This is a genomic window from Streptosporangium sp. NPDC002544 (assembly GCF_040295965.1).
Classification (GTDB): Bacteria; Actinomycetota; Actinomycetes; order Streptosporangiales; family Streptosporangiaceae; genus Streptosporangium.
Window position 1 is genome coordinate 43,708 of sequence record NZ_JBEOWJ010000045.1, and the last position, 9,122, is coordinate 52,829.

Here is a 9,122-nt window from a genome sequence, read left to right on the forward strand (position 1 = left end):
GCCGAGGCCGCCTCCCTGGAGGAGACCGAGCCGGCGGACATGGCCGCGACCGCCGCGGCCTACGCCGCCGGGGCGGTGCACCTGGACTCCCTGCTGAAAGACCGGGAGTTGGATGCGTTCGTTCTGTTCTGCTCGCTTTCCGGTGTCTGGGGCGTCGCCGGCCGAGGGGGCGCCGCCGCCGCGGAGGCGGTCCGGGACGCACTGATCGAAGCGCGCCGCGCCCGAGGCGTGGTGGGGACCGCCGTGTCCTGGTCGGCATGGGCGGACAGCGGCGTGACCACGGACCGGGGAATGGACCTGCACCTGCGGGCGAACGGGCTGCCCGCCCTGGCGCCCGCGCTCGCGCTCAGCGCGCTGGGCCGGGTCGTCGCGAACGGCGAGAGCGCGGTGACGGTCGCCGACGTGGCGTGGGACCGGTTCGCCCCGGCCTTCCTCGCGGTGCGGTCGACCCCGCTGCTGGACGAGCTGCCCCAGGCCCGGCAGGCGATCGAGGCGGCGGGCGGCGGCGCCCACGACGGTGAGCCCACCGTGGCGGCCGCGCTCCGGGACCGCCTTCTCGGGCTGCCGGCGGCCGAGCGCACGGGCCTCGTCCTCGAACTGGTGGTGGCCAGGGCCGCCTCGGTCCTCGGGCACGCGGACGGCGCCGCGATCGAGGCCGATCGGGCCTTCCGGGACTTCGGGTTCGACTCTCTCACCGCGGTCGACCTGCGTAACCAGCTCAACGCCGCGACCGGGCTGACCCTGCCGGCCACGCTCGTCTTCGACCACCCGACACCGGTGGAACTCGCCGAACATCTGGCGGCCCAGGTGCTCGGCGAGGAGAGCCTCGGCGAGGAGAGCCGAGCGTCCGTACCGGCCGCGCCCTCGGACGACCCGATCGTCATCGTCGGCATGAGCTGCCGGTACCCGGGCGGCGTCCGCTCGCCGGAGGACCTGTGGCGGCTGGTCATCGGCGAGGTGGACGCGGTCGGCGCGTTCCCCGCCGACCGGGGCTGGGACCTGGACGCGCTGTCCGGTGGGGACGCCGACGGGCGTGGCCGCAGCACGGCGGCCGGAGGCGGTTTCCTCTACGACGCCGCCGACTTCGATCCGGGTTTCTTCGGCATCTCGCCCCGTGAGGCGATGGTGATGGACCCGCAGCAGCGGCTGGTGCTCGAAGCCGCCTGGGAGGCGTTCGAACGGGCGGGCATCGACCCCGCCGGCCTTCGGGGCGGCGATGTGGGCGTCTACGTCGGCGCCACCGGTGGTGACTACCAGCCACCCCGCGATCATCACGGCCACGCGCAGACGGCCCAGGCGGCCAGCGTGATCTCCGGCCGGCTGTCCTACACCTTCGGCCTGGTGGGGCCCGCGGTGACCGCGGACACCGCCTGCTCCTCGTCGCTGGTGGCGTTGCACCTGGCCGCCCAGGCGCTGCGGGCCGGGGAGTGCTCGCTGGCTCTCGCCGGTGGGGTCGCCGTGATGTCCACCCCGGTGGGCTTCGTCGAGTTCGGCGAGATGGGGGCGCTGTCCCCGGACGGCCGGTGCAAGGCGTTCTCCGACGCCGCCGATGGCACGGGCTGGGCGGAGGGCGTCGGCATGCTCGTCGTCGAACGGCTGTCGGATGCCCGGCGCAACGGCCATCACGTGCTGGCGATCCTGCGCGGTTCGGCCGTCAACCAGGACGGCGCGTCCAACGGATTCACCGCGCCGAGCGGTCCGTCGCAGCGGAAGGTGATCCACCGCGCCCTGGCCGGTGCCGGGCTGACCCCGTCCGACGTGGACGTGGTGGAGGCGCACGGCACGGGCACCAGGCTGGGCGACCCGATCGAGGCGCAGGCCCTGCTGGAGACCTACGGTCAGAACCGTGAGCGACCGCTGCTGCTCGGGTCGATCAAGTCCAACATCGGGCACACGCAGGCGGCGGCGGGCATGGCCGGACTGATCAAAATGGTCATGGCCATCAGGCACGGGGTGGCGCCAAGGACGCTGCACCTGGACGCGCCGTCGTCGCACGTGAACTGGTCGGCGGGCGCGGTGGAACCGCTGGCCGAGGCCAGGCCGTGGCCTGATGCCGGACGCCCGCGCCGGGCCGGGATCTCGTCCTTCGGAGCCACCGGCACGAACTCACACGTGATCATCGAGGAGGCGCCCTTCACCGAGCCGTCAGAGGCCGATACGGGGCTCCGCGGGATGCCCGTCGCAGCGGTTCCCGGACTCCTGCCGGTCCCGCTGTCGGCCAAGACTCCGGCCGCGGTGCGGGCACAGGCGCTACGCCTGCTCGATCACCTCGTCGAGCACCCCGAACTCGGCCTGGCCGATCTCGCGTACTCCCTGGCCACCACCCGGTCGAGCTTCCGGCAGCGGCTCGTCGTCCTGGCCGGCAGCCGTGCGGAGCTGATGGACGGCCTGATGGCGGCGGCGGACGGAAACCCGGCTCCCCACGTGCTCGACGGCGTTCTCGGGCGAGCGGGCAAGACGGCGTTCCTGTTCACCGGCCAGGGCAGCCAGCGGGCGGAGATGGGCCGCGAGCTCTACGACCGGTTCCCGGTCTTCGCCGACGCGCTCGACGCCGTACTGGCGCATCTGGACGCCAGGCTGGACCGCCCGCTGAGGGAGATCCTGTTCGCACCGGCGGGCACACCCGAGGCCGGGCTGCTCGATGGAACCGGATGGACCCAGCCGGCACTGTTCGCGGTCGAGGTGGCCCTGTTCCGCCTGCTGGAGTCCTGGGATCTCACCCCTGACGTGCTGATCGGGCACTCGGTCGGCGAGTTGGCCGCGGCGCACGTCGCGGGCGTGCTGTCACTGGAGGACGCCTGCGCGCTGGTGGCGGCCAGGGGCGCGCTCATGCAGCGGCTTCCGGCCGGCGGCGCGATGGTCGCCGTCCAGGCCGGCGAGGAGGAGGTGCTGCGGGCGCTGGCCGGGCACGAGCACCGGGTCTCCGTCGCCGCGGTCAACGGCCCGGAGTCCGTGGTGATAGCCGGGGCGGAGCAGGCGGTGCTCGACGTGGCGGGCGCGCTGGCGGAGAGCGGGCACCGGACGAGGCGGCTGCGGGTCTCGCACGCGTTCCACTCGCCGCTGATGGAGCCGATGCTGGCGGACTTCCGGGCGGTCGCCGAAGGCGTCTCCTACTCCGTGCCGCGAATCCCGATGATCTCGAACGTGACCGGCGATCTCGTCACGGCCGAGCTGTGCTCCCCGGACTACTGGGTGGCGCACGTCCGGAGCGCCGTACGGTTCGCCGACGGGATCCGGGCGGCGCACGAGGCAGGGGTGACCCGCTACATCGAGATCGGCCCGGACGGGACCCTGACCGCGATGGCCCGTGACACCATCCCCGCGGAGGCCGAGGCGGAACTGGTCCCCCTGCTGCGCAGGGACCGCGACGAGCACCGGGCCCTCGTCACCGCACTCGCCCGGCTGCACGTACACGGGATGAGTCCCGCCTGGGCCTCGGTCTTCGCCGGTACCGGCGCCCGGCCGGTGGACCTGCCGACGTACGCGTTCCAGCACGAGCGGTTCTGGCCCGACGCGGGCCGCCCGGATCGGACCCGCGCGGCGGGCACGGGCGGCGCGGCGGACCCGGTGGACGCCGAATTCTGGGCGGCCGTCGAGGAGGAGGACGCCAAGGCGCTGGCGTCGCGGCTCGACGTGGACGGCGACGCGCTGACCAAGGTGCTGCCGGCGCTGTCGTCGTGGCGCCGGGAGCGGCGCCGGCGGTCCACTATGGACGCCTGGCGGTACCGGATCGTCTGGAAGCCCCTCACCGGTGACGGCGCGGCCGCCCCCAGGGCCTCGCAGGCCGGCCCCTGGCTGGTGGTGCTCCCCGAGGAACTGCGCACGGACACCTGGACGGGCTCGGTGATCGACGCGCTCGGTGCCGACGTGGTCCGCATGGAGGTGGCCGACCTCGCCGCCGTACCCCGGGATCGGGCCGCGCTGGCCGAGTGGCTGAGCGCGCACGCCGGCCCCCGGCCGTTCGCCGGAGTGGTCTCGTTCCTGGCGCTGCGGGAGTCCGTGGACATCGGGGACAGCGGGCTTCCCGGCGGGCTCGCCCTGACCACCCTGCTGATCCAGGCGCTGGGCGAGGCCGGCATCGACGCGCCGCTGTGGTGCCTCACCCGAGGCGCGGTCGCGGCCGATCCCGGCGACGTCCTGCGCGATCCGGCGCAGGCCGCCATCTGGGGGCTCGGCCGGGTCGCCGCGCTGGAGCACCCGCAGCGGTGGGGCGGCCTGATCGACCTGCCGGAGGGTTTCGATCGGGGAGCGGCGCGGCGGCTGGCGAGCGTGCTGGCCGGGTTGGACGGCGAGGACCAGATCGCCATCCGGGCCTCCGGCACGTACGCCCGGAGACTGGTGCAGGACCCCGCCGGCCAGGCCGACGGACCCGACGAGTGGACGCCGTCCGGAACCGTGCTGATCACCGGCGGCACCGGCGCGCTCGGTGGACATCTGGCCCGCTGGCTGGCCCGGCATGGTGCGGAGCACCTGGTGCTGGTCAGCCGACGGGGGATGGAGGCCCCCGGCGCCGCCGAGTTGCGCGACGAGGTGGCGGGGCTGGGCGCCCAGGTGACCGTCGCGGCCTGCGACGCGGCCGACCCGGACGCACTGGCCGCCGTGCTGGCCGGCATCCCGGCCGAGTTCCCGCTGACCGGTGTGGTGCACGCCGCGGGCGTGGTCGACGACGGCGTGGTGGACGGCTTGACCCGGGAGCGGTTCGAGACGGTGTTCCGCGCCAAGGTGGCACCGGCGGTCGTGCTGGACGAGCTGACCCGAGAGCTGGATCTGCCGGTGTTCGTGCTGTTCTCGTCCGCGGCGGGCACGCTCGGCAGCCCCGGCCAGGGCAATTACGCCGCCGCCAACGCGGTGCTGGACGGCCTGGCCGAGCGGCGGCGCGAGCGCGGGCTGGCGGCCACGGCGGTGGCGTGGGGCGCCTGGGCCGGCGGCGGTATGGCGGAGGTGGCCGCGGCGCAGGAGGCGTCCCGGCGCATGGGCGTGCGCCCGATGGACCCCGAGCTGGCGGTCTCCGCGTTGAGCGGCCTCGTCGCCGGAGGCGAACCGGTCGCCGTGGTCGCCGACATCGAGCACGAGCGGTTCGTCCGCTCCTACACGGCGGGCCGGCCCAGCCGGCTGCTGAGTGAGCTGCCGGGATACCGTGAGCTGGTCGAGTCGGCAGGCTCGGCGCAGGAGGCCGCGCAGTCGGCGTCCGCCCTGCGGGACAGGCTGGCCGGCCTTACCGGCTCCGAACGGCTCGGCGTGCTGCTCGACCTGCTGCGCGGCCAGATCGCCATGGTTCTCGGGCACTCCGATCGCGAGGCGATCGGCGCCGATCAGGCGTTCCGGGACCTCGGCTTCGACTCCCTCAGCGCGATCGAGCTGCGTAACCGGCTCACGGCCTCGACGGGGCTGAAACTGCCCTCCACGCTCATCTTCGACTACCCGACTCCGGAGGCCCTCGCCGGCCATGTGATCGCGCAGCTCCTGCCGGAGACGGGTGCGGCCTCGGGCGCCGGCGAGGAGGAGGTACGGGTCCGGGCGATGTTCGCGTCGCTGTCCATGGCCAGGCTGCGGGAGATCGGTGTGCTGGACGCGCTGCTGCAGCTGACCGGTGACCCGGAGGCGTCCACCGATGACGAGGCCGATGACGCGCTCGACTCGATGGGGCTCGACGAGCTGGTGCGGGCGGCCCTCGACGGCGGAGCTCAATGAGCCGAGAGCCGTCCCGCTGTCATGGTCCCGCTCGTGGGCGCGGGACCATGACGGCGGGACCCGAGGTAGTGGGACGGTCCGGAACGCCAATTGACCCGGCCGGGTGTGCGTCCACCCGGCCGGGTCAGGTTCGTGCGGTCAGATCGCGGTCACCTGTTCGGTATGATCCTCAGCTTTCGGCCAGCGAGATGGACCTGGACGGGCAGGCCACGACGGCCTCTCGCATGACGGCCTGAGCCGAATCGTCCAGGTCTTCGACCAGAACGATGACGGTTCCCTCGTCGCTCTGGTCGAAGACCTCCGGCGCGATGAGCACGCACTGGCCGGCACCGATGCAGCGCTGGGCGTTCACATTGACACGCATGACATTCCTCATTTTGGAGAGACCGGGTCTGACAGGTGACCGGCCGGGGCCTGCCGCTCCGTCACCAACGGACCGGGAGCGCATGCAGCCCGAACAGCACACCGGTGTACTTGAACGGCAGGTCCTCGACCGCGATATCGAGCTGAAGGGTCGGAATCCGCTGGAACAGGGACGCGAAGACGGTCTCCATCTCGATCCTGACGAGGTTCTGCCCGAGACACTGGTGCACGCCGTACCCGAACGCGACGTGGTGGCGGGCCGAACGGCTCGGATCGAACTCGTCGGCCCGCTCGAACGTGGCATGGTCGTGGTTCGCCGCGGCGCCGAGCGGCACGATGCCCTCGCCGGCCTTGATCACGTGCCCGCCGATCTCGATGTCCTCGACGGCCACGCGGAGCGCCACCCGGTCAGCGACGGACAGGTAGCGCAGCACCTCTTCCACCACTCCCGGCGCGCCGACCCACTGCCGGTTCAGCAGCAGCATGACCACGCCGAGTGCGATGTTGTTCGCCGTCGTCTCGTGCCCGGCGATCAGCAGCAGCAGGGCGACGCCGGAGATCTCCTTGGGAGTCAGCACTCCGGCGGACAACAGCCGGCTGGTCAGGTCCCTGCCGGGGAACCGCTGCTTCATGGTGATCAGCTTGGAGATGTACAGCAGCAGGTCCTTGGTCGCCTCCTCGCGTTCATCGTCGGTCGACGTGAAGGTCACCAGGATGCGCGTCCTCGACTCGAAAAGCTCGCGGTCCGTACGCGGCACGCCGAGCAACTCGCAGATGATCAGCGACGGCACCGGCAGCGCGAACGCGGACACCAGGTCGGCGGTGGTGCCGGCGTTGAGCATGGCGTCGATGCAGGTGTCGACGATTCGCTGGACGGCCGGGCGAAGCTCGGCGATCCGCCGTACCGTGAACTCAGGGATCAGAGCCTTGCGGAAGCGGGTGTGCTCCGGTGGGTCGTACGCGACGAACCAGCCGGGAATCTGGTCGGGCGGCGGCACCGTCCCGTTGCGCCCGATCGTCGGAAAGCCCTCGTGTAAAGGGCTGGCACTGATCCGGGGATCGGTGAGCACAGTGCGCACGTCATCATGTCGAGTGACCAGCCACACGGTGCTGCCGTTGGGCAGCGCCGACTTGACCAGCCCCGACTGCGCCCGGAGTGAGGCGTACTCGTCCGGGGGAGAGAGCTGCCCGCGCCGCCGCCTCGGGAACTCGATGGATATCGGATCGCCGCTGTGCGTTTCCATGCTGTCGCCACGTCCTTCGGCAGTACCTGTCAGATCATTTCAGCGCCGGGTTGCCCAGGATCAGGTCGGCGGCCGCTCGGGTGCCTCCCGCCTCACGTTGCACTTTGGCGAAGAATTCGGCGCGCTCACGGAAGGCGGGGTTGTTCAGCAGTTGGGTGATCTTGCCGACCACATCATCGACGTCGATGGTCTGCGGATCGTCCACCGTGAGGCTGACTCCGCTGTCCACGCCGCGCACCGCCTGGTCATAGCAGTCGACCCACAGTGGCCGGATGATCTGCGGCTTGCCGAAATACAGGCCCTCGTGGAACGCGTTGGCGCCGCCGTGGTTGAAGAAGAGCCTGACGTTGGGATGAGCCAGCACATCGAGCTGGGAGGGAACCCAGCTCTCGATCCTGAGGTTCGGTGGCAGCTCGTCGCTGGGGGGTAGCAGGTGTTGCTGCTCGGCCGGGAGCTTCCACAGCACGGTATGCCTGCCGTCCAACCGGCGGGCGACCTCCACCAGCGCGTGTACCTCGTGGCGGGTCAGCCGGGTGATGGTGCCGAGTCCGATGTAGACCACGGAGGGGTTGGCGTCGAGCCAACGGGACAGGTCGCCGTCGTCCGGCGCCTCCGGCAACGGCGGGATGATGGCGCCGAGCATGTGGAACCTGTCCGGAAGGGGGAACGGGTACTCCAGCCCGAAGACCGAATAGCACAGGACGGCATCGGCACAGTCGATTTTCGACGATGGGCGGAGCGCCTCCCGTGGGAGCTGGAGCATCCTCGCGTACGAGGCGCTTTTGAGCGCGAGCCTCAGCATCGTCGGATGCAGGAACATCAGCCCGGCCCGGAGCTTGAACACGGTGTTGTGGACCCGCTGCTGGAACGACATGTTCAAGGGCAGCCCGGTGTGCAGCATGGGAAATCCGCGCGGTGTCCTGGTGATGAGCAGGTTGCTCGGCAGGAAAGGCGAGCTGAGGACGAATGGGATCTTCCTCTTGAGCGCTATTATGAGCGCGAGAGGGTTCACGCTGTCGAAGACCATGAGGGCCGGCTTGAGCTCTTCGACCAGGGCGTCGAGCGCCAGATACTTCTTCTCCCCACTGCTCGGGTCGAACCCGCGCCGCACCACCGCGTGGTGTGCCTTCCAACGGGACCGCTGGGTGGCCAGCCGGTACATCTCGTCGTCCCAGTCGGCGGGGGAGTGCCTTGGATCGGTCTCGCCGAGCGAGGCGAACCGCACGCCGCTTCCCTCGCTGATCTTCTCGATGTCGGCCCTGCAGGACTCATCCGTCGCGAACCACAGATCCTCCGTACCACGCCGGGCCAGCTCGGCGGCGATCACGCACAGGGGATTGAAGACACCGGCCCCCGGATTGCTCACGAACAGCAGTGGCTTGCGGCTCTCGCCCATCACACACACCTCCATCGCGGGAGCCGGACTGCCGAACAGCCAGTGACACGCAGGCGTCTGCTCCGGTGCGGATCCGTCGTCGCCGTGCACGTCTTTCGTGTCCTGTACGTCGGCGTGCCCGCACGGTATCGCGGCGACATTAGGGGGATCACTAGTTTTCCCGGGGCCTCGGACGGCTTCGCCAGGCCCGCTAAAGACTAGGCGTTTGCCGAGTCGCCATCGGCCTAACTTCACCGAATGGATGGCATGCTCGACGACTTTCCTGCTAAAGGGAGCCCCGTCGTGCATACCGCCTCCCCTCCCTGGCGGGAACGCTCCGCCAGGCGAGAGCACCGGGTGCCGGTGTGTGCGGAGAGGGACGTGGTGACTGACGCGATCGACGCGGCGGCGGTGGGTGTCCTGTACCGGTGACGCCGGCCGCAGGTTTC

At 71.2% G+C, this 9,122-nt stretch carries 5 protein-coding genes (1 of these 5 running past the window's edge); 2 read left to right on the forward strand and 3 right to left on the reverse strand.

Going from position 1 to position 9,122, the window contains the following annotated elements:
- A protein-coding gene (locus ABT061_RS42845; protein WP_350929137.1) for a type I polyketide synthase crosses the window boundary here: on the forward strand, positions 1 to 5,691 show its 3' end. It extends 23,109 nt beyond the left edge of the window; the window shows 5,691 of its 28,800 coding nt (coding positions 23,110-28,800); its start codon lies beyond the left edge, outside the window; it ends in the stop codon at positions 5,689 to 5,691.
- 169 nt (positions 5,692 to 5,860) lie between these two features.
- Here the strand turns inward: ABT061_RS42845 and ABT061_RS42850 are convergent, their stop codons facing one another.
- The 3 genes from ABT061_RS42850 to ABT061_RS42860 all read right to left on the reverse strand — a co-directional run bounded on the left by ABT061_RS42850 (position 5,861) and on the right by ABT061_RS42860 (position 8,694).
- On the reverse strand, positions 5,861 to 6,055 hold the full coding sequence (locus ABT061_RS42850; RefSeq protein WP_326638669.1) for a ferredoxin: 195 nt from the start codon (positions 6,053 to 6,055) through the stop codon (positions 5,861 to 5,863).
- A gap of 61 nt (positions 6,056 to 6,116) precedes the next feature.
- Positions 6,117 to 7,298 (reverse strand): cytochrome P450, encoded by a 1,182-nt coding sequence (locus tag ABT061_RS42855; protein ID WP_350929139.1) that lies wholly within the window; start codon positions 7,296 to 7,298, stop codon positions 6,117 to 6,119.
- Between the two features lie 34 nt (positions 7,299 to 7,332).
- The gene (locus ABT061_RS42860) at positions 7,333 to 8,694 is read right to left on the reverse strand and encodes a glycosyltransferase (RefSeq protein ID WP_350929141.1); all 1,362 of its coding nucleotides are present in this window, start codon (positions 8,692 to 8,694) and stop codon (positions 7,333 to 7,335) included.
- A gap of 237 nt (positions 8,695 to 8,931) precedes the next feature.
- Here ABT061_RS42860 and ABT061_RS42865 point away from each other — a divergent pair, with 237 nt between their 5' ends.
- Positions 8,932 to 9,105 carry a hypothetical protein gene (locus tag ABT061_RS42865; protein WP_350929143.1) on the forward strand — a complete coding sequence of 58 codons (174 nt, stop codon included), beginning with the start codon at positions 8,932 to 8,934 and terminating at the stop codon, positions 9,103 to 9,105.
- Positions 9,106 to 9,122: the final 17 nt, after the last annotated feature.